Source organism: Herminiimonas sp., from assembly GCF_030645555.1.
Lineage (GTDB): Bacteria > Pseudomonadota > Gammaproteobacteria > Burkholderiales > Burkholderiaceae_D > Oxalicibacterium.
The window spans coordinates 1-19,831 of the sequence record NZ_JAUSME010000003.1 but is presented as its reverse complement, the minus strand read 5'-3'; the positions used below and the strand labels follow the sequence as shown (position 1 = coordinate 19,831).

The following is a 19,831-nucleotide window of genomic DNA, read 5'->3' as shown; positions in this document are numbered from 1 at the left end:
AGCCACCAAACACCACTGAATGCGTGGCGCCTATGCGCGCACACGCCTGCATCGCGGCGATGCCGTCGATGGACATAGGCATGTAGATGATGACGCGATCGCCTTTGGTGATGCTCAGCGATTTGAGGCCGTTGGCGAATTTGCAGACCCGCTCGTGCAGCTCTTTGTAGGTGACGCGCGTGACCTTGCCATCGTCAGATTCAAAAATCAGTGCCGCCTTGTCGGCATTGCCGTTGTGCAGATGGCGATCGAGGCAGTTCCACGAGACATTCAATTCGCCGTCTTCAAACCACTTGTAGAACGGCGCATTGGATTCATCCAGCCTCTTGGTGAAAGGCTTGGTCCAGTGGATGTTTTGCTGGGCCAGGCGGGCCCAGAAACCTTCGTAATCTTCTTCCGCTTCCGCGCACAGCGCGCGATAGGCATCCATGCCGCTGATGGCGGCATTGTTTACGAAATCGGCAGGCGGGTTGAATACCCGCGCCTCTTGCTTGAAGCTTTCGATGTCAGACATGGTCTCCTCCGGTACTGATTTTATTTGTTACTTACAATATGCCCCTACGCTTACTGAAGCCTTACACGAATCTGACTGTGGAATATGAGTGCGGCAAACCGCGATTAATCAGTCCCGGCTGCACAGAAAAAATGCCGGCCCGTGTAAAATGAGGACTCTCATTTCGTCGCTCACCACAGCCAAACCATCTCATGAAACCATCGCCCCACTCTGACGAATTGCCTGCAAAAAAGCCTATCCATCCGCTGGCCAACTTTATTTTCATGACAAGATGGCTACAACTTCCATTGTATCTGGGTCTGATTCTGGCGCAATGCGTCTATGTTTTTCATTTCTGGGTTGAATTATCGGATTTGATCGGCGCAGTCCTCGGCAATCCCAATTCCTTGCAGCACATCCTGGATGTGGTGACGATACCCGGCGCGCAGCGCGCGACCAAACTGACTGAAACCACAATCATGCTGGTGGTACTGGGCTTGATCGACGTGGTGATGATTTCCAATCTGCTGATCATGGTCATCATAGGCGGTTACGAAACCTTCGTCTCGCGGATGAATCTGGAAAGCCACCCCGACCAGCCGGAATGGCTGTCGCATGTCAATGCGTCAGTATTGAAAGTCAAACTGGCGACGGCGATCATCGGCATCTCGTCCATCCACTTGCTGAAAACCTTTATCAACGCCGCGTCCTACGATGCAAAAACGCTGTATGCGCAAACCGGCATCCATATCGTCTTCCTGTTGTCTGCGATGGCCATAGCCTACGCCGATCGCATCATGGCGGAAACCAATGCACTGAATCAGTCCTCCCACTAACGTTCACAGCCGACACTGCCATGACCATCATTAAACAAGACGATTTGATCGAATCCGTTGCCGCAGCACTGCAATACATCAGCTATTACCATCCGCAGGATTACATCCAGCATCTGGCGCGCGCGTATGAGGCAGAGCAAAGTCCGGCGGCCAAGGATGCAATCGCACAGATCCTGACCAATTCGCGCATGTGCGCAGAAGGCAAGCGGCCGATCTGCCAGGACACCGGCATCGTCAACGTGTTCCTGAAAATCGGCATGAATGTGAAGTTTGAAGGCTTCGGCAATGGCTCGATCACCGATGCAGTCAATGAAGGCGTGCGTCAGGCCTACAACCACCCGGACAACAAGCTGCGCGCATCGATCGTGGCCGACCCGCATTTCGAGCGCAAGAACACCAAAGACAACACGCCGGCCGTGGTTCACATGGAGCTGGTGCCGGGCAATACCGTCGAGGTACAAGTTGCAGCCAAGGGCGGCGGCTCGGAAAACAAATCAAAATTCGTCATGCTCAATCCATCCGATTCGCTGGTCGACTGGGTCATGCAAACCGTGCCGCAGATGGGCGCAGGCTGGTGCCCGCCAGGCATGCTGGGCATAGGCATAGGCGGCACCGCAGAACGCGCGATGCTGATGGCGAAACAGGTGTTGATGGAAGACATCGACATGTATGACTTGAAAAAACGCGGCCCGCAAAACAAGACCGAAGAATTGCGTATCGAACTGTGCGACAAGATCAATGCGCTCGGCATAGGCGCACAAGGCCTGGGCGGCTTGACCACCGTGCTCGACGTGAAGATCATGATGCATCCTACGCATGCGGCATCCAAGCCGGTGGCGATGATCCCGAACTGCGCCGCCACGCGCCACGCGCATTTCGTGCTCGACGGCTCCGGCCCGGTTTACCTGGATCCGCCATCGCTGTCCGACTGGCCGGATGTGAACTGGACGCCGAACACCGAACTATCCAAACGTGTCGACCTGAATACGCTGACCAAGGAAGAAGTCGCCTCGTGGAAGCCGGGCCAGACCCTGCTGTTGAACGGCAAGATGCTGACCGGCCGCGATGCTGCGCACAAGCGCATACAGGACATGCTGGCCAAAGGCGAGCCGCTGCCGGTCGACTTTACCAATCGCGTCATTTATTACGTCGGCCCGGTCGATCCGGTACGCGATGAAGTCGTCGGCCCGGCCGGCCCGACGACCGCCACACGGATGGATAAATTCACCGAAATGATGCTGGCGCAAACCGGATTGATCTCGATGGTAGGCAAGGCCGAGCGCGGTCCGACTGCGATCGAGGCGATCAAGAAGCATCAATCGGCCTATCTGATGGCAGTCGGCGGCGCCGCCTACCTGGTGTCGAAGGCAATCAAGACGGCAAAAGTGCTCGGCTTTGCAGATCTGGGCATGGAAGCGATCTATGAATTCGACGTCAAGGACATGCCGGTCACGGTCGCGGTCGATTCGACCGGCACCTCCGTCCATACGACCGGACCGAAGGAATGGAAAGAAAAAATCGCGGCCACCAAATTGAGCCAGATTCCCGTTTCGGCGGCCTGATCCAGCCACAGTCTGACATCGCGCGCCGTGACTTTTTCCGAGCATCCTGATCCCGTCGCTGCCGAAGCGCCTGTCGGCATCTTCGACTCTGGCGTAGGCGCACTGTCAGTGCTGCGCCATATCCGCGCGCGCCTGCCATCCGAGCATCTATTGTGCGTTGCCGATTCCGGCCATGCACCGTATGGCGGCAAGTCCGATGCGGAAATCGTCGGCCGCACGCTGGCGATCGCCGCCTTCCTGCGGACGAAGAACGTGAAAGCCATCGTCGTCGCCTGCAATACTGCAACGGCGGCAGCCATAGCTGCGCTGCGCCAGCATTATCCAGAGTTGATCGTGATCGGTGTCGAGCCGGGCTTGAAACCCGCCGCGGCATTGAGCAAAAGCGGCAAGGCAGGCGTACTGGCAACCGCCAGCACGCTGGCCAGCAGCCGCTTCATCGCACTGCGCGATCAAATCAGTGTAACCACCGGCGTTTCCTTCATCACGCAAGCCTGCGTCGGCCTGGTCGAGCAGATCGAAAAAGGCGAGCTGTCGTCACCCGCAACCGCATTGATGTTGCAGCGCTACCTCTCGCCCCTGCTGCGCGACGGTATCGATACGCTGGCGCTGGGTTGCACGCACTACCCTTTCGTCCAGCCTCTGATCGAAGCCATCGTGCAGCGCGAAAGTGTAGTGCCGGTGACCATCATCGATACCGGGGAAGCGGTTGCACGCCAGCTTGAACGCTCGCTGCAGCAACGCGGCCTGCAAAGGCTGACGCTATCCGAAGGTACGCTGCAGGCATACACAACCGGTAGCCGCAGCGCACTGGTCAACGCCTTCGCGCAATTGCTGGATCTGCACCCGCCGGTTGCGGAATTGACGGCAGAAAGCACGGCCTGATAAATACATTCTTTATTTGATTTGCCAGCAGCGCACGAATTTTGTATAATGCGCAGCTGTCTTGCAAAACATCGCGATTCAGTCTTGTTGTTCAGTGGTGGCTGTAGCTCAGTTGGTAGAGTCCAGGATTGTGATTCCTGTTGTCGTGGGTTCGAGCCCCATCAGCCACCCCAAAGAATTCTAGCCGTGCCCCATGTGTAAACATGCGGCACGGCTTTTTCTTGCTAGCTGCATCAATATGGCGCCAGCCAAGGATGTGTCGCGCATAAAAAAACCGTCGCAAGCGACGGTTTTTTTATTTTGAAGCTGATGCAATTAATGTCCCGACAAAGCGGCTTCAGCAGCAGCGTTTTGTTTGCGGATTTTTTCTTTTTCAGCATCTTCAGCGCTCAGCGGAGCCGCTGGTGCTGCATCTGCCGCAGGTGCGGCTTGCGTTGCTGCAGGAGCTGCTTCTGTCGATGCCGGCTTTTCCGAATTGCAAGCGGTCAACGACAATGCCAGCAAAAGTGCGATGAATAATGAAGCTTTCATTTTTTCCTTGATATGGGTGATGGTTGGTTCAGACGATGGTCGCAGTGGACGCGTGAGGCTGGCGGTTGAACTGCTCATGCCTTGTCACTCATTGATGTGCCTACTATAGGCAGCTGCAGCAGATAGGTAAATTGTGGAAGTCACCTAGTCGCTGCCAGCCTTGCACATGAAAAAACCCGCAACACTGCGGGTTTTTTCATGTTTTGCAGATTTTCATCCGCCATCGTTCCGGGCTGAAATCACCTGCCTGGATCAACTGCTTTGACCAACTGTTTTGATCAACTGTTGTTCGTCGTCTTGTTAGGCTGTTTGATCGGGTGCTTGGTCGGATTGCTGTGCTTGCTGAGATTGACGGTCTGGCTGGCTTTTGCATCGTCGATGGCAGCAAACTCTTGCTGCCTGGATTTTTCCAGGTCCGCGTCATCTTCCTTGAGCATAGGATTACCCGGCGGGTTCGGATGATGCCGGTTTTCTTCGGTGGCGTTATCTGGTTTCTTCGGTGAATTCGACATGCTTAATCTCCTAGAGTGTTCATCCACATTAACATCGATCAGGAATGCGCCAAATAGGACTTGCCGCCGGCGCAATGTAGGACAGCAGGATGAGCACCCCGTTTGCGCCAGATAGACCGCCGGCAAGTCTTGCCGTTATCATGCAGGCTTATTCGACTTTACTCAATCCCGCCATGACAACTTTGCTCGACACTAGGGTACTGGAAACCGTACTGCAGGAATTTGCCGACGCGCGCAACTGGCAGCAGTTCCATTCACCGAAGAATCTGGCGATGGCATTGACTGGCGAAGTCGGCGAACTGGTGGAAATCTTCCAGTGGCGCAGCGAAGAAGAATCGTGGCAAGTGGCGCAAGCGCCGGAAACCGCCGAACATGTACGGCAGGAGCTGGCCGATGTCGCACTGTATCTGGTACGGCTGGCGTCGGTATTGAAGGTGGATTTGAACGCTGCCATACAAGACAAACTCGTCATGAACGCAAAGAAATACCCGGCACTGTAAAATCCGGCCTGGACCAATTGATGGCCGGGCTAGCGAAACAGGCATTTATTTTTGCGCCCGCGCCGGCTTCTTTTATAGTCGTGCCAGCCTTACACTTGCATACCTGCAGCCCGGCTGCAGATCACCCAGACCTTCCTCATGAACGATACACAATTCAGCACACGTAAAAATACCGCCAGCACCTTCACGGAATGGTTGCGCGAACAAAACCAGGACAACTGGGATGCCGCCATCCATCATCGCTTCATCGATGAATTATTTGCCGGCAGCGTTGCCGACGACGTGCTGCAACACTATCTGGTGCAGGACTATCAATTCATCGATCGCTTTGTCGCCCTGCTGGGTGCGGCGATCGCCAGCGCCGATCTTTTCACCTCGCGCGTGCGCTTTTCCCGTTTCGCTGCGATGATCACCAGCGATGAAAACACTTATTTCCTGCGCGCCTTCGATGAACTGGGGCTGGCCGACAAGCACCGGACTGCGCCGCAACTGACCGCACCGACCCAGGCATTTCAGGAACTGATGGCGGAAGCAGCAGCAAGCAGGATCTATCCTTTGTGCCTTTCGGTGCTGGTGGTGGCTGAATGGCTGTACCTGAGCTGGGCCGATCGCCCTGCAGCTGCATTGCCGCCACGCTTCATCCATGCGGAATGGATCACCTTGCACAACAACCCTGCGTTTGCAGAATTCATAGGCTGGATGCGCGCCGAACTCGATCGCACCGGTCCGCTGCTGAGTGCCGAAGAGCAGGCGCGCTGCGCCGACATGTTCGCGCGCGCAGTGGCGCTGGAACGCGCATTCTTCGATCACGTCTACACGCCGCTGCACTATTCTTGAATCTCCGCCCAACCGCAAGGCGCGGGCGACTATCTTCATTGAGGAAACACATGTCATTTACTGCTGAAGTCTGGCAAGAGAACGCCGCACTGTTTGAAACCATACGCACGATGCCCTTCAATGAAGAGCTTGCGGCCGGCACCCTGAGCCAGGAACGCTTCCGTCATTACATGATCCAGGACGCGCACTATCTGGTCGCTTTCGGCCGCGCCCTGGCGATCGTTGCGGCAAAGGCCGATAACACGGACGAAATCGTGCAATTCGCGGACGCTGCGCACACTGCCATCATCGTCGAGCGCAGCCTGCATGCAGACTTCATGGAGCAATTCAAGGTCAGCCCGGCGACCTTCGCTGCCACGCCACTCTCGCCGGCGACCCACCATTACAACAGCTATATCCTGGCCAATGCATGGAGTGCATCGTATCCGGTCGCATTGGCCGGCTTGCTGCCGTGCTTCTGGATCTATGCTGAAATCGGGCTGGACATACTCAAGCGCACAGTGAAGAATAACCCTTACGATGCGTGGATCAGTACCTATGCCGGCGAAGAATTCCATGCTGCGGTACGCGGCGTCATTGCCACCGTCGATCGCGTAGCCGCTGTCGCCAGTGAAGAAACCCGGCGCGACATGCGCAGCGCCTATACGCGTGCCGCCAGGCTGGAATGGATGTTCTGGGATTCAGCCTATCGCCTGGAGCAATGGCCAGTCTAGGCAATGCAGTACGATGTGCAGTACCCTAAGGTTACTCAAGCAGTATGTCTTTCCCTCACCAACAGACAGGAGCGCAATATGGACGAAGAAAGTTTCAATCTCAGCATGCGCAAGTTTTTGAAAATGGTTGGCGTCAGTTCGCAAAATGAAATTGAAAAAGCGGTGGCGAAAGCGATTGCCGATGGCAGCATCGCCGGCACTGAAACATTCCCGGCAAAAATCACACTGGAGATTCAAGGCGTGAAATTGAATGTCACGTTTGATGGAGAAATTCACCTGCAATAACAGCATGCAATTTCCAGCATTGCTGGATTACAAATATTAAAAACAAGGCGCCCGGAAATGGGCGCCTTGTTTTTTGTCAGTACTGCAATCGCAATTGCGAGCCATCCTGCTTCTTATGTTTTTCTATGTGTGGAAACGCACAGATCATTTTGCCCCGGGACTTTATCCTGCATGCTGGTCACTCAGGTGACAGAAATGAAAGTATAAATAATCTGGATCATCTAGCCATCTGCAGCAAAGTGGCTATGCTTAAAAGATGGTTACACCGGATTTTACGGCGAGTTTACACATGGGGATCATCATGCGCAGCAACTACTATATTGGATGGCTGATAAGCGTTTCCGTACTTGCTGTTGTGGGTTTATTCCTGCTGTTTTAAAGACATCAGCGTGATCGCCGTGCTTGTCTGTGCACAGATGCATAGCGTCGTTGCAACGCATGCAATGGTCTGTCCAGCAGCCATGATAAGCATGACCTGCCTACCCCTGTTTTTATAACCGTGCCGGATGTTGCTGGCACGCCTGCCTATTCCAATACCTGGTGTCGCAGCACTTGCTCAGCCACTATCGCTGAGCTACCCGGCATTGCTCCATCCCCCTAGCACTCTCCTACCATTTGTACGGTGGAATCGCCATCGTCACCAAGGCGCTGATCTGCGGCTGCTCGACAAAATGAGCCTTGCTGTTTTCTGCCGATACGGCAAGCGGATTCAAAATGATGAACAAGCCACCTATCACGGTGATGGCAAATACAAATAAAGTGTAATGAAGTTTCATGGTGTCGCTCTCAATTCGAAAAGTGCAGTTCATTTCAGCGAAATGATCAAACACGTACATCGCCGGCAGCGGTGCTGCACAGCGTAATTTGTGGTCCGAACGGCAGGATATTTACATTCTCTGCCGACAGTTTTCCCAAGCCCTGGCCATCCATCGCGCCTGACACTGGTTCCAGCTGTGGATTGCGTTTGGCGCGGCGCACTGAATTCGCAGCTGCCAGCTCAAGGACAAACTGCGGCGTGAAAACGCGCGGTTCTGTCTTGTCATAGGTCGCGTCGCTAACGCGTGCCTTGTTGCCCAGGTATTTCAGGGCATAGGCCCGCTTCCTGTTGAGCGCTCTCTCTACCGGATCTACATGCCGCTCGGCAATTTCATGGCAAGCCCTGGCATAGCCCGGCCAGTCAACAGTCGCCCGCTCCCTGAAGATAGGAGAAACAGGGTATGGATTGGTATGGAGGATAGACATTTTGCACTCCCCTGATTTATTTTGTTTTTAGTCGTTGATCGTATTCAGAGTATCGCTAGCCTGGACTGCCCTGTCGCATCAAAGTACATTTCAAAACATGCAAAGGCCGCTTGAGTAGGATCGTAGCCATATGATGACTTTCACAATATAGGACAGCGACCCAACTTCTTGTAGGAAAAGGGGAGGGCTGCTCGCCGGCAACTTGAGCCTGCGCACGCTGGGCCGCTTGCAGCCGGGAAAATGCAGTGTGCCGATTTGTTGTACGCTTCGTTACTCTGGATTAATTTTTATATTGCCTCATGCCCGCCGACGAACCAGCCGCACTACCCGCAGCACCCATTCCTGCCCTTGCCATTCCTGCACTATCGCTGGCCGCCTTCGGCAGTGCGATTTCGCTGCGCGTCACCGATCCCTTGCTGCCGAGGCTGGCGCTGGAATTCGGCATTTCGCTGGGCAGCGTTTCTTATGTGATTACCGCTTTTTCAATTGCATACGGCCTTTCGCAATTGTTTTTCGGTCCGGTGGGTGATCGCTTCGGGAAATATGTAGTGATAGCCTGGGCCTGCATGGCATGCGCCCTCACCGCACTGCTGTGCGCGCTGGCGCCCAGCTATCCATTGCTGATCGTCGCCCGCCTGATGGCAGGAGCAACGGCGGCGGCTATCATCCCCTTGTCGATGGCATGGATAGGCGACGTGGTGCCGTATAGCGAACGTCAGCCGGTACTCGCGCAATTCCTGATAGGCCAGATTGTGGGCATTTCGGCCGGCGTATTGCTGGGTGGCCTGGCGGCTGATTATTTCAGCTGGCGCGTGCCGTTTTTTGGCATTTCATGCTGCTTTGTAGTGATCAGCCTGACGCTTTTATCCTTCAACCGGCGCCTGCCCGCACACGCGCTGGTCACCCGCAAGGCAGAGGGTTCTGCATTGCGCCGGATGATCCATGAATTTTCCCAGGTGCTGTCCAAGCCATGGGCGCGCGTCGTTTTGATCACGGTGTTTCTGGAAGGTGCATTCCTGTATGGCGCGTTTGCATTCATCGCGACCCACTTGCATCAGGTGCACCACTTGTCGCTGACCAAGGCTGCTGCGCTGGTGATGCTGTATAGCCTGGGAGGCTTGCTGTATGCGAGCACTTCGCGCCGACTGGTGCGCGAGTTGGGTGAAAAAGGCTTGACGCGCTGGGGCGGGATCATCGTGGCTGCATCGCTGCTTGCCATCGGGCTTGCACCAAGCTGGTGGTGGGCCATTCCCGGCTGTTTCGCCGCCGGCCTGGGGTTTTACATGTTGCACAACACGCTGCAGATGAATGCCACCCAGATGGCGCCGGAACGACGCGGTGCTGCAGTATCGACATTTGCCGCCTGCTTCTTTCTTGGACAATCGGCCGGGGTCGGTGCCGCCGGACTGGCAGTAGGCTATTTCGGTACCGGATTTATTATGTCTATCGGTGCAATCGGCGTATTGCTGACGGCGCTGCGCTTCAGCCACCTCAAAGCGGAGGCCTGACGCTGCATGCGGGATGCTTTGCGCTCCGCATAGGCCGGCTCGTCATCAGCTGACTTGCCCGATCTGGCGTTAGCGATATACTAATAGTGCACCTTATCGCAATTCGGAGGCCTCATGTATCGCAAAATTCTGGTCGCTTACAATGGCACGCCTGAAAGCCGTTCCGCCTTGCAGGAGTGCATACGGCTGGCTCCCGACCCCGCCACTGAAATCCATCTGCTGGCCGTCGTCAATCCACCGCCCTCCGTCATCATCGGCGAATACGCGATGGTCGCCATGCAGGGTATGGAAGAAGAGATGGTGGCCGAGAAACAAAGGATGGAACATGAACTGGCCGATGGTCATGCATGTCTGCGCGCAGCCGGCCTGGTCGTACAAACCCATATCGAAGTCGGCGAACCCGTGCCGACGATAGCAAACCTGGTCGACAAACTTGGCATAGAGCTCGTCATCGTCGGTCATACGCGTCATCAATCGCTGGCCATGCGCTGGTGGCGCGGCGCCACCGATGCGCTACTGGTGGAGAAAATCCGGTGCAGCCTGCTGGTGGCGAGCGATCCGAAATAGACGGCGCAATATTATTTTTTCACTGCGCGGCACCCAGCGCCATCGTCGATCTGCCTTGTTGCCAAGCTTGTATTGTTGATTCGTATTCTTGATCCGCATTGTTAATGATTAATCAAGCGATACAGATTGTTACCAATTACCATTGGCCCGACATGATTATTAAGCGTTAAATACCGTCATCATTATTGAGATCATCATGAAAAAATTTATCGTACAGTGCGGCCTGGCAAGCGCCTTGGCATTGTCTGCCGCATCGGCAATGGCAGGTGGCGTGAACTGGTCCGTCAATGTAGGCGTAGGCGGCTACTATCCACCCCCTCCCGTTTATTATTCGCCACCACCCTACAATAACTATTCCAACTATTACGCGCCGCCTGTCATTTACGGCAATGCCGTACCTGTGTACCAGGCACCGCCGCCTGTCATTTATGCACCGGCTCCCTTCACAGTCTATAGTTACCCGAGCAGACCTCCGCACCATGGCCATTATCGCGATGGCTATGAGCGCGGTCATCGTGAATATCGCGATTACCACCGCTAGTTTTGATTTCCCTGCATACAAAAATGGCTAGTCTATCGACTAGCCATTTTTACTTGTGCGTTGCAAACCAGCTTATCTCCAGCCGCCACGATGACCGTGATGACGCGGGCCACCATAGCCACGACCCGATCTGTACTGCAAGCCGAAATTGACGACCGGCCCCACATAGACCGGCGGCGCAGCGTACACTGGCGGGCCGACATAAACGGGTTGCTCATAGTAAGCAGCGTTATAAGGCACAACAGCGCATCCGCCCAGGGCAGCAAGTCCCGCCAGCGCAAGAGTGAGGCGCTGCGCTACGCCGGATGTGAATAATTTCATGGAAACAGCCTTTCTTCAAACTCTACTGAAAGGAGAAAAACGTGGCGATGCACGCATGTTTCTTCCTCCTTCCCGGTTGCAGAAATTACGCTGTGACGTTTTTCGCTCAACAATTGCTGTTACATCGGCCTCATCCAGACTTGCCCATGCCCTCCCAGGCTTGACGTTCTCCGCGCTTCTTTTTAACGACGATAAGCGCCGCTATCGTACTGACGATAATCGGCCTGCTCGTAGCGCCTGTACTCGACGCGGCGCGCATCGTTTTGGTAACGATCACGATAGCCAGATTGCTGAACATAACCGTCGCGGTAATAGGGTCTTGCATAAACCGGAGCAGGCCGGTAGTAAGTCGGCTGCGCCTGATAATAAACAGGTGACGCCTGGTAATGGGCTTGCGGCTGGCGACGGCCGTAAGAACGCCCGTCGTCATGACCGGAGGCGCTGGCACCCACCACGGCTCCCAGCACGCCGCCGATAATCGCGGCATCCTGTCCGCCGACGCTATTGCCGATCACTGCACCGACAACCGCACCGAGCGCCGTATTGATGCCGCGATTGTCTGCCGACGCCGTCGTTGTAACTGCGGCAGTCGCCAGCAAGGCCAAGGCTATCCATTTTTTATGCAACATGATTGATTCCTTTGGACCCTTGCGAAAACCAGATTTGGTTTTATCAATCGCTTGGTCATGGAATCACTATATAGAGCGCGTGCGCAAAATCCACGGGAGAAATAGACTTTTACAATTGTAAAGAAGTATGAAGACGCGCTGCCTGAAAAGGCAGGGAGTGATATTAAAGCGGAGTGGGATTACAGATTGGTTTCAGAAACGATTTTCCATTGCGCGCCCTCTTTCGCCCAATACTGGCGCTTGCGCGTGACGTGCTTGCCCTTGCCTATCAGGGCTTCCTGGGTAAAGGCGGCGACGATCAATTCCTTTTGATCTTTTTGATCGGGATGGCGGAATAGCGTCACGTCGCGCAGTTCGACATTGATCTTGCGTGCACCCAGCGTCGATTGCTGCAATTTTTCCAGCCAGGCGTCCAGACTCTGTCCACGCGGCGCCTTGAAGTTGCGCGAGTAATGACGACGCAAACGATCCGGGTCGGTACTTTCAACATCGACGCGCCATGCTTCCAGCATCTTGTTGGCGCTGAGGCGATCGGTTTCCCATTTTGCCTTCGTGACAAACTTGAGATCGTCGCTGATGATGACCGGCGTATTGCCGATTTCAACCGAGGCCGACAATTCCCGCAAATCGGGATTGGTCAAGACCACACAACCATCGGACGACAGCGGCGGACGGCTGTAGCTGTCAGGCGGCGTACCATGCAGCCAGATGCCGGAGCCGCTGCGGCCATTGACCTTGTCCCATTCGTTCGGGTAATTGATCGGCAATGCGCCGGGACCATAAAATTCCGGCAGGCGTGAACCAGCCAGTCGGGCCGTAATGTAATACACACCCAGCGGCGTCTTTTGATCGCCTTCCTTGAGCTTGTTCACACCGAGCTTGCCCTGGCTGACGTAATAATCGCTGACCAGTTTCAACTGACCATTGATGCGTTCGTAGACATACAGCCGGGAGCGCTTGGCATCGACCAGCACGGCTTTTTTCTGGTCGTCGCGCATCTGCAGGATGGCGCTGGGGACCAGGTTCGGATCAGGACGCTCGCGCAAGGATTTCAAACGCACGATCGCTTCAGCGCGCAGATTATTGAGCTTGTCGGCAGGTGCGCCGGTAACGGCGCCAAAGGTTTTGATAGGCTGCGTGTGCAGCAGCAGCAGATCGCCGCGCACCAGATGGCCAAGCCGGAAGTTCGGATACGCTGCTACCAGCGCATCGGCTTTTGCCTGCGCATCACGCAGGCGATTGGCCGCCATCGCCTTGTAGACTTCAATCAGCATGACTTCGGGATCAAGACGCGCAGGTATGCCCGGCTTGTTGCCGCTGGCAACAGACAGGCTCGGCAAGGCCACGCCACCAGCGACCAGCAAGCCCAAAGCGGCCGTGCCTGTCCAGCATCCGATGCGACGCACGATTGAGCGCAGCTTTATACGCGAAAAAACCATCAGCTACCCGCGCGCTCCTGCATGATCTGCCACTTGCCGGATTGTTTGACCAACACCAGTGTTTTGCGGCTATTGGCCTTGGTACGGTCTGAATCATAAATCTGGCGGAATTTGACGGTCGCCGTATTGCCGCTCACGCTGACTTGCGGCGTTTCGACCTTGACGCTGATGCGGCCCTTGTCTTCGATACGGGCACGACGCTCCTCAGCCCATGCCTTGCGGGATTGACCGGCAGGCAGCGTAAAGTCGCCGGCGTAGGCATTCAGATAAGCCTTCACATCACGCGCGCTCCAGGCTTTCGCCCATGCGTACACTGCGCTCAATACCTGATCGCGCTCGGCTTCAGCGGCGGCGTTGGCTTTGGCCTTGGCTTCACGCTTGGCGTCATCTTCCCGCTTCTGCGCCTGTTTCTGCTCGGCTTTTGGATCAGGCTTGGCTTCCGCTTTTACTTCAGGTTTCGCTTCGACTTTGGCCACTTCCTTGACCGGAGGTTTTGCTTCGACCTTAGGTTCCGGCTTGCTCTCAACTTTTACAGGTGCTGACGGTGCGGCAGCGACGACCGCCACTTTCGGATTGGTGCCGCCGCTGGTATTGCCTACCAGCGTACGCACCATCGTCAATTTTGATTTGGCACCGACATTGCTGTTGTCGAGTTGCAGCGCCTTGTCATATGCCTGGCTAGCCAGCTTCGCATGCACATCGCCCAGGTTTTCGTATGCGGTTGCATAGGTCGGGTTGGTGCGTATCGCCATATCCAGCGCCGTACGCGCTTTTTCATATTGGCCGCTGGAGGCATACAGCACCGCCAGGTTATTGTAGGGCTCAGGCAGGGTAGGATAATCTTCTGTCAGCTTGCTGAAGATCGCGATCGCTTCTGCCGATTTGTTCTGCTCGGTCAGGATCACGCCCTTCAGGAAGCGCATTTGCGCGTCGCGCGGATTCTTGTTCAGGAAGGCATCGGCTTTCACCAGTGCGGCGCCATGCTGGCCGGCACGCAGCAATTGCGAAACGTCGGCAAACTCATCGGCCAGTGCGGGGAAAGAGCAAAATCCCGCCATTGACAAGACCAAGGCACGGCTCAACACGTAACGTAAGCCTGAATTGAAGGTACGACGCGACGCGAAAAGCATGGTTTTCCTTGTTATGGTGATGGGATAAATACGTACATCCAATATAGTACGACAAACCACCGCTCTTCCCCAACCGATTGCTGCATTGCGATGTGGCGCAATAGCCAAGCTTCAGAGGAGTCTGGAACGGTTGGTCGCGTATCTCACAGCTTATCCGCATCCCAGGCAGGATTTTCCGGGATTCAGGCAGTTACGGCAAGCGAATCCGTAGCGTGGAAATGCACACCAGACAGCAGATACGCCAAGAGGGCGCATGGCGACTTGCCCTGCGCCCTCCCGGGTCAAAAGTGAAGGATTGTTAAATGCTTACTCGGCGGTAGCGGCATCACCGGCACCGACTGCAGGGACGCTGGCCAGTGCATACGACATTTGCATGGTTGCCGGCGCGGCGACCATCAGCGACCCGGAAGAGGCATGGGCAACAACGGCTGTCTGCGGCGCAAACATCTGCATCACGTCTTGCTGGAAATTCCAGCCTGCCACGCCGATGAACAATGCCAGTCCGGCGGCAAGCGCGGTCCACAAGCGGGCGCCGGATTTAGCCTGCGCTGGCAGCACGGCCGATTCGGCCAGCACTGCAGTCGCACGCAGACGCCATTCTTCATGCTGGTCTCCACGGTCGCTGATACGGGCCAGCAAATCGCGCGCGATAATTTGCGCTTCGCTTTGCTCGCGGTCCAGCTGGGCTTGATCGGCTTTCGATAATTCCAGCGCGGTAGCGGCAACTTTTGCCTTTTCCTCGGCCGCAGCCAGCGCTGCGCGTTCTGCCGCCAGCTGCGCTTCCTGCGCCAGCCTTGCTTCAGCTTCGACCGCAAGGCGCTGCCTGGATACTTCTGCCATTTCCAGTTCTGCAATTGCACATTGCTCAGCCTCGCTGCAGGCTTGTTGCTCGGCCTGCAATTTTTCCTGTATCGCGCTCAATGCGATTTCGCTCGCTTCCAGGCGCTGCTGTTCCAGGGCTTGCTGCTCTTCCAGCAGCGCCAGCGCCTGCTGCTCGGCTATCGCGCGCTGTTCTTCTACCTGCGCCAGTTCGCTTGCTTCCAGCGCCTTGCGCTCAGCGGCTTCCATCACAATTCTTTGCGCTTCGGCTTGCTGCATTTCTTTTTCCAGCAATTCCTTTTCGGCATTGCAGACCACTTCCGTCGCATGACGCAGGGCTTGCTGCGCCTGCTCCCTGCTGCGCAGGATCTCGGTCTGTTCCTGCTCGGCGCGTGCCCTCAGTTCAAATGCCGCCAGGGCTGCTTTCTCTGCCACTATTTTTTCCTGCGTCGCCCGCAGCACCATGGCCGCGCCTTCCAGACGCTGCTGCTCGGCCTGCAATTTTTCCTCGATGGCATCCATCGCTTTTTTCTCGATATCGGCACGGGCACGCTCTGCCTTGGCCAATTCGACCGCTTGTCTGGCCTTGACCTGTGCGGCATGCGCGGTCTGCGCCTGCAGTTCAGCCTGTTGCGTAGCGGCTTCCAGCATTTGCTTTTCTGCCTGCAGAATGGCGGCTCCCGAAGTGCAGGATGCATGATCGGCTGCTGCGCGCGCCTGCAATACGCCGGCCTGTTCCTGTTCCAGCAAGGTGCGGGCTTCGGCTTCAGTACGCGCTTTTTGTTCTGTCAGCAGTTTTTCCTGGATCGCTGCAAGCGCCTGCTGTTCGGCCAGGCTGCGTGCACGTTCGGCTTGCGCCAGCGCCAGTGCTTCGGCGGCACGCTGTTCGGATGCCAGCGCACTGGCTTGCTGCAACTCTGCCTTGGCCCTGGTTTGCTCCAGCACCTGACGGCTGGCGGCACATTCTGCTTCTGCGGCGGCGCGAATTTTTTGTTCGGTCAGTTCGCGCTCGCGCAGCAATTCCATTTGCTGCAGATCGGTAAGTATGCGTGCTTCCGCTGCCGCTTTCGCGGCCGCTTCGATCTGGCATTTTTCTTCCAGCGACTGCAGGGCTATCGCTTCTGCCTCGGCATGCTCGCGCTCGATACGGGTCAGCTCGACCATTTGACGCACTTTTCCGAGCGCCAGACTTGCCGACTTGCGTTGCAATACTGTCTTGGCTTTTGCCTGCGCCAGGATGTGCTGATTCGCCACGCATTCTGCTTCGCGCGCGGCACGCAACTCCTGATCGGCTTGCTGCCGCGCCAGCAACAGCGCGGCATGTTCCTGGTTGGCGCGGGCACGTGCTTCTGACGCTGCCTGTGCCGCCTGTTCGTGCGCAATTTTTTTCTGATTGGTTTGCAGTTCCTGCTTTACTGCTTCCGCATGCTGGCGTTCAGCGGCCAGTTTTTCCTGCATGACGGCCAGCGTTTTTTTCTCATCCTGCAGGCGTTGCGCCTGGATTTTTGCCAGCGCCACCGCTTCACGCGCCTGCGCCAATGCAGCATTGGCTGCTGCACTCTTCAAATCCGCCTGCGCGATGGTTTGTTCCACTTTCAACTTGATCGCGGCACTTTCGGTTTCCTGCGCGGACAAGGCTTTTTGTTCGACCTGCTGTTGCATGCGCAACAGGGCTGCCTGCTTTTGATTGGCCTCGGCACGTGCCGCGGCACTGGCGGCGTAGGCTTCTTCTGCCTGCATTTTTTCCTGCAGCGCAACCAGCGCACGCTGCTCTGCTTCTATGCGTTCTTGTTCAGTACTTGCCAGCTCGAGTGATTTTTGTGCTTTTTGCGCTGCGATCTCGGCCATTTGCTGCTGCAGACTGATGCACTCTGCAGCCTTGTCCAGCGCGAATTTTTCCGAAATTGCGCGTGCACTCGCCATATCAGCCGCATCGCGTTCCATCGCAATGCGCTGTTCCGCCAGTTCCCGGGCGCGCTGTTCTTCTTCTGCGCGCACACGTGTGGCCGCTTGCGCCTGTTGTTCCGCAATCGCGCGCTGGCGTGCTTCTTCGGCAGCCCTTGCTTCGACAGCAATGCGCGCACGCGCCTGTTCATCCGCCTGATGTTCGGCTTCTACCCGTGCAATTGCCGAAGTCTGCAATTGTTTTTCAACCTGTATGCGCGCCTCTGTCGCCACACGTATGCGTTCTTCTGCATCGCGACGTGATTGCGCAGCCACGGCGGCCATGCTTTCCACATGCTCGCGGCGCTCTGCAGACGCACGCATTTCGGTTTCTGCATGCAGGCGCATCTGGATTGCTTCCAGCGCGCGTTGCTCGGATTCGATGCGGGCTTGCGCCGTTGCCTGTTGCTCCTGCTCGGTTGCGGCACGCGCCAGTGCATCTTCGCGGGCACGTACTTCAGCCGGCATCCGGTTGAGCATGGACGCCAGTGCATTGGTGTCGGCTTCTTCACGCTGCTGCGTCAACATCACTGCATCGCGGCGTGTGTTGATCAGCGTCTTGCTGACTTCAATTGCACTTCTCTCGCGGCGCTCGTGTTCGCGCGCCAGGTCAGCTACCTGCGATTCAAGACGCGCACGCTCTTCCGCCTCTGCCTGCGCCGCCTGGGTGGCGATCTGCGTGGCCGCAATGCGCTGCGACATTTGCTGTCGCGTGTGATCTGTTTCCTGCGCCAGTTTTTCAGCGGCCTCAGTGGCACGCGCGCCCAGTTCTGTTTCTTCGGCGATTTGTTCTATCGTGAGTTTGCGCGCCAGTTGCTCAGCCTTGGCGCGTCCGATCGCGATGATGCCGAGCTGGGTATCGGCTTCGGTGCGGGCACGCAGTTCGGCAATTTCCTTGTTGACGGCGATGGTACGTGCTTCGCTGGCGGCACGGGCCTGGCGCTCGACTTCCAGACGGGCGCGGCTGGCGGCAATCGCTTCTTCAGCGGCCCTGGAATTCTTGTTGGCTTCGGCGATGGCAGCGGCGTCGGCCTGCGCGCGATCTTCTGCCAGCGAGCGCGCATGCGCTTCAGCATAGGCACGATTTTCAGCGGTCACGGTCGCCTTGGCTTCTGCTTCCACGCGGGCAATGGCTTCACGAATCGCTTTCAGGTCCATGCCGGCGACACGCACACCGACCTTGGGCGCATCGATGGCGCTTTCTATGAATTCGTCGTTACCTGCATCGGCTGCTTGCAGAGTAAAGTTTTTACGCAGTGCCTGATTCGTTTCCATCGTGGATCCTCGCTTGAGAGTCAATTCCGCTGCCGTTTGCTTACGCCAGCCGGAGTTTCTTAATAGGCATTATCGAGGGACGGGGTGTAAATCAGGCTTTAAAAAGAGGGGGAAAGTCTGGCCATTTCGGGGATATGGCAGGCTGGCCCAGGCAGGGATGGCGCGTCTTTTTACTGTTCGGTGCTGGATAACTGCTGCAAAATCCCGCTCAGGCGTTCCATTCTGAACGGTTTGACAAGAAAATAATTCATCCCGGCATCCATGCAGATTTGTATATCAGACAAGGCGCCGGCCGCTGTCAGCGCGACGATAGGCAGGCTGGATGCAGGCGCCGGCATGCCGCGTATCGCACGCGTGGCAGCCAGTCCATCCATTTCCGGCATGTGCATGTCCATCAGGATGACGTCGAAGCGGCCATCCTGGACCGCGCGTACCGCTTCATGGCCATTTTGCGCGACCTGTACCGTGTGGCCGGATTTTTTCAACAGGGCGACGGCAACCTTTTGATTGATTTCGTTATCTTCTGCCAGCAGGATATGCAAGGCGCGCGTGGCCTGGAGTGACGCAATGGCGGGCATTGCCGGCACCTGCTCGGCCCTGTATGCCGGCGCAAACGTCAGCTCGAACCAGAATCGGCTGCCGCTGCCCACGGTACTTTCAACGCCTATCCGGCCGCCCTGCATTTCGACGATTTTCTTGCAGATGGAGAGGCCCAGGCCGGTGCCGCCAAAGCGCCGGGAAATCGAATTATCCGCTTGGGAAAACGACTGGAATAGCCGCGCCTGTGCTTCCGGTGCAATGCCTATGCCGCTGTCGATCACGTTAAAGCGCAAGGCTATCTGCGTGCCGCTGGCGGGCAATTGCTCGATTTTCAGCGCGACGCCGCCTGCTTCGGTAAATTTCATCGCATTGCTGATCAGGTTCAGCAAGACCTGGCGCAAGCGCCCGACATCGCCTGTCAGGGAGCGCGGCAGATCGGCTGGATAATCCACGCTGAGCGACAAACTGGCGCCCTGCGATCTGGAGTTCATCAAATTGATGACGCTGTCTACAGCCTTGATCAAATCGAAATCGGTCGCTTCGAATTGCAGCTTGCCTGATTCCAGCTTGGAAAAATCCAGGATGTCGTTGAGGATGGTCAGCAGGGCTTCCGCCGAATATTGCGCCGTTTCCAGATGCTCGCGCTGCTCGTGATCCGACGCTTCCGCCAATGCCAGTTGCAGCATGCCGAGCATGCCGTTCATAGGCGTGCGGATTTCATGGCT

The 19,831-nt window shown here is 56.4% G+C and carries 21 protein-coding genes and 1 tRNA gene; 11 read left to right on the top strand and 11 right to left on the bottom strand.

Translation table 11 applies throughout. From position 1 onward, the window contains the following. Window positions 1-514 (bottom strand): acetyl-coenzyme A synthetase N-terminal domain-containing protein (locus tag Q7T06_RS00135; RefSeq protein ID WP_304778081.1); only part of this gene is annotated, 514 nt, incomplete at its 3' end. 191 nt (window positions 515-705) lie between these two features. Here Q7T06_RS00135 and Q7T06_RS00130 point away from each other — a divergent pair. The 4 genes from Q7T06_RS00130 to Q7T06_RS00115 all read left to right on the top strand — a co-directional run bounded on the left by Q7T06_RS00130 (window position 706) and on the right by Q7T06_RS00115 (window position 3,946). After that, window positions 706-1,329, top strand: a complete 624-nt coding sequence (locus tag Q7T06_RS00130) for a YqhA family protein (protein ID WP_370652321.1) — start codon at window positions 706-708, stop codon at window positions 1,327-1,329. A 20-nt stretch (window positions 1,330-1,349) separates the two neighbouring features. Next, on the top strand, window positions 1,350-2,891 hold the full coding sequence (locus tag Q7T06_RS00125; RefSeq protein WP_304778077.1) for a fumarate hydratase: 1,542 nt from the start codon (window positions 1,350-1,352) through the stop codon (window positions 2,889-2,891). A gap of 27 nt (window positions 2,892-2,918) precedes the next feature. After that, window positions 2,919-3,773, top strand: a complete 855-nt coding sequence (gene murI / locus Q7T06_RS00120) for a glutamate racemase (RefSeq protein ID WP_304778074.1) — start codon at window positions 2,919-2,921, stop codon at window positions 3,771-3,773. 97 nt (window positions 3,774-3,870) lie between these two features. Continuing rightward, window positions 3,871-3,946 (top strand) — tRNA-His (locus tag Q7T06_RS00115). A gap of 142 nt (window positions 3,947-4,088) precedes the next feature. Here Q7T06_RS00115 and Q7T06_RS00110 read toward each other — a convergent pair. After that, window positions 4,089-4,382, bottom strand: a complete 294-nt coding sequence (locus Q7T06_RS00110; RefSeq protein WP_304778071.1) for a hypothetical protein — start codon at window positions 4,380-4,382, stop codon at window positions 4,089-4,091. 200 nt (window positions 4,383-4,582) lie between these two features. Continuing rightward, entirely contained in the window at window positions 4,583-4,816 is a 234-nt protein-coding gene (locus Q7T06_RS00105) for a hypothetical protein (RefSeq protein WP_304778068.1), read from the bottom strand. Between the two features lie 173 nt (window positions 4,817-4,989). Here Q7T06_RS00105 and Q7T06_RS00100 point away from each other — a divergent pair, with 173 nt between their 5' ends. From Q7T06_RS00100 to Q7T06_RS00085, 4 genes are all read left to right on the top strand, one after another. After that, window positions 4,990-5,316, top strand: coding sequence for a nucleotide pyrophosphohydrolase (locus Q7T06_RS00100; protein ID WP_304778065.1), 327 nt, complete (start codon window positions 4,990-4,992; stop codon window positions 5,314-5,316). 138 nt (window positions 5,317-5,454) lie between these two features. Next, window positions 5,455-6,153, top strand: coding sequence for a TenA family protein (locus tag Q7T06_RS00095; protein ID WP_304778062.1), 699 nt, complete (start codon window positions 5,455-5,457; stop codon window positions 6,151-6,153). Window positions 6,154-6,203: 50 nt separating this feature from the next. Beyond that, complete coding sequence (gene tenA / locus Q7T06_RS00090) at window positions 6,204-6,866, top strand: thiaminase II (RefSeq protein ID WP_304778059.1); 663 nt, start codon at window positions 6,204-6,206, stop codon at window positions 6,864-6,866. Between the two features lie 78 nt (window positions 6,867-6,944). Further along, window positions 6,945-7,151 carry a DUF6494 family protein gene (locus tag Q7T06_RS00085; protein WP_304778084.1) on the top strand — a complete coding sequence of 69 codons (207 nt, stop codon included), beginning with the start codon at window positions 6,945-6,947 and terminating at the stop codon, window positions 7,149-7,151. Window positions 7,152-7,759: 608 nt separating this feature from the next. Here Q7T06_RS00085 and Q7T06_RS00080 read toward each other — a convergent pair. Together Q7T06_RS00080 and Q7T06_RS00075 are read right to left on the bottom strand one after the other, a co-directional pair. Next, window positions 7,760-7,927 (bottom strand): hypothetical protein, encoded by a 168-nt coding sequence (locus Q7T06_RS00080; protein WP_304778056.1) that lies wholly within the window; start codon window positions 7,925-7,927, stop codon window positions 7,760-7,762. 46 nt (window positions 7,928-7,973) lie between these two features. Beyond that, window positions 7,974-8,393 carry a hypothetical protein gene (locus tag Q7T06_RS00075; RefSeq protein ID WP_304778053.1) on the bottom strand — a complete coding sequence of 140 codons (420 nt, stop codon included), beginning with the start codon at window positions 8,391-8,393 and terminating at the stop codon, window positions 7,974-7,976. A gap of 299 nt (window positions 8,394-8,692) precedes the next feature. On the opposite strand from Q7T06_RS00075, the gene Q7T06_RS00070 reads away from it, so the two are divergent. The 3 genes from Q7T06_RS00070 (at window position 8,693) to Q7T06_RS00060 (ending at window position 11,009) form a co-directional block, all read left to right on the top strand. Continuing rightward, entirely contained in the window at window positions 8,693-9,901 is a 1,209-nt protein-coding gene (locus tag Q7T06_RS00070) for an MFS transporter (RefSeq protein WP_304778050.1), read from the top strand. A 114-nt stretch (window positions 9,902-10,015) separates the two neighbouring features. After that, entirely contained in the window at window positions 10,016-10,468 is a 453-nt protein-coding gene (locus Q7T06_RS00065; RefSeq protein ID WP_304778046.1) for a universal stress protein, read from the top strand. Window positions 10,469-10,664: 196 nt separating this feature from the next. Then, window positions 10,665-11,009, top strand: a complete 345-nt coding sequence (locus Q7T06_RS00060; protein ID WP_304778043.1) for a hypothetical protein — start codon at window positions 10,665-10,667, stop codon at window positions 11,007-11,009. A 72-nt stretch (window positions 11,010-11,081) separates the two neighbouring features. Here Q7T06_RS00060 and Q7T06_RS00055 read toward each other — a convergent pair whose 3' ends face one another. The 6 genes from Q7T06_RS00055 to Q7T06_RS00030 all read right to left on the bottom strand — a co-directional run. Continuing rightward, window positions 11,082-11,330 carry a hypothetical protein gene (locus tag Q7T06_RS00055; protein WP_304778040.1) on the bottom strand — a complete coding sequence of 83 codons (249 nt, stop codon included), beginning with the start codon at window positions 11,328-11,330 and terminating at the stop codon, window positions 11,082-11,084. 182 nt (window positions 11,331-11,512) lie between these two features. Continuing rightward, window positions 11,513-11,959 carry a YMGG-like glycine zipper-containing protein gene (locus Q7T06_RS00050; RefSeq protein ID WP_304778037.1) on the bottom strand — a complete coding sequence of 149 codons (447 nt, stop codon included), beginning with the start codon at window positions 11,957-11,959 and terminating at the stop codon, window positions 11,513-11,515. Between the two features lie 179 nt (window positions 11,960-12,138). Continuing rightward, window positions 12,139-13,365 carry a murein L,D-transpeptidase family protein gene (locus Q7T06_RS00045; protein WP_304778034.1) on the bottom strand — a complete coding sequence of 409 codons (1,227 nt, stop codon included), beginning with the start codon at window positions 13,363-13,365 and terminating at the stop codon, window positions 12,139-12,141. A gap of 32 nt (window positions 13,366-13,397) precedes the next feature. Beyond that, window positions 13,398-14,528 (bottom strand): tetratricopeptide repeat protein, encoded by a 1,131-nt coding sequence (locus tag Q7T06_RS00040; protein WP_304778031.1) that lies wholly within the window; start codon window positions 14,526-14,528, stop codon window positions 13,398-13,400. Between the two features lie 306 nt (window positions 14,529-14,834). Further along, a complete protein-coding gene (locus tag Q7T06_RS00035; RefSeq protein ID WP_304778028.1) occupies window positions 14,835-18,566 on the bottom strand; it encodes a hypothetical protein in 3,732 nt (1,243 codons plus the stop codon). A gap of 170 nt (window positions 18,567-18,736) precedes the next feature. Beyond that, on the bottom strand, window positions 18,737-19,831 hold a 1,095-nt coding region (locus tag Q7T06_RS00030), incomplete at its 5' end, for an ATP-binding protein (RefSeq protein ID WP_304778025.1).